Raw genomic sequence first — 989 nt, 5'->3', positions numbered from 1 at the left:
TACATGTTCTCCAAGATACTTAACTTCCAAAATTCAAGCAACAGATTACCGAACTATGTAACAGTAAAACCATGGAGTACCGTTGGAACTTCAAGCACAACTGGATCAGCACCAATTCCGGTACCTACAGAGTTACAGCAATACCTTAAAGCTACAACAAACTGCCAGGTTACTAATGCACAAATTCAGGCGCTAGCAACAAAGATAACAAGCGGTAAAACTTCTGCATACGATAAAGCAGTGGCAATATTCAACTGGGTACGTGACAACATAAGTTATTCCTTCTATTATAACACCAAACGTGGAGCTGTAGGCACATTAAACGCCAAATCTGGAAACTGTGTCGATACCACTCATCTCTTAATAGCTCTTTCAAGAGCTGCAGGAATCCCAGCAAGATACAGACATGGAACCTGTAAATTTACAAGCGGTAACACTTACGGGCACGTCTGGGCACAAATCTGGGTAGACGGCAAATGGTACGCAGCAGATGCAACAAGTTCCAGAAATTCATTTGGAGTTATTAATAATTGGAATACAGCAACATACACGTTAAAAGGTACATATGCGTCTTTATCTTTCTAAAAAGATAGACTGTATACATCCTGCAAAGAAATTTTTGATCAACCTTTTTCTAAAAGGTTGAAAGGGAGATATGCGTCTTTATCTTTCTAAAAAGATAGACTGTATACTGATCATTTAAAACTAAACGAGGTAAAAAGATGATTAAAAAATCAATAGTTGCAATAATGGTGATAGTAGCTGCAGCGGCCATAGTGTTCGCTGCTTCTGGAGATCCAGGTAAAAATGATTCCATCAACCATGAACAAAGCGTATCCACTGATAATCGCGGTACATTAGACAATAGTATCGCATCAGATGATAACAGCAGCTTAACTAAAATATCTGCAGAAGAAGCTAAAAAAATAGCTCAAAAATACATTGAAGAGCCAGGAACAAATGCTGGAAAGCCAAAATTGATTAAAACA

2 protein-coding genes are annotated in these 989 nt (G+C 38.0%); both read left to right on the top strand.

What is annotated here, in order from left to right; translation table 11 throughout:
• Positions 1–585 (top strand): transglutaminase domain-containing protein (locus QMD61_11590; GenBank protein ID MDI6725276.1); only part of this gene is annotated, 585 nt, incomplete at its 5' end.
• A gap of 137 nt (positions 586–722) precedes the next feature.
• Positions 723–989: hypothetical protein (locus tag QMD61_11585; GenBank protein ID MDI6725275.1), on the top strand; the 267-nt coding region annotated here is incomplete at its 3' end.

This window comes from Methanobacterium sp., assembly GCA_030017655.1.
Lineage (GTDB): Archaea > Methanobacteriota > Methanobacteria > Methanobacteriales > Methanobacteriaceae > Methanobacterium_D.
Note: the sequence above shows the minus strand (reverse complement) of the source record. Positions and strands in the feature narration are given on the sequence as shown.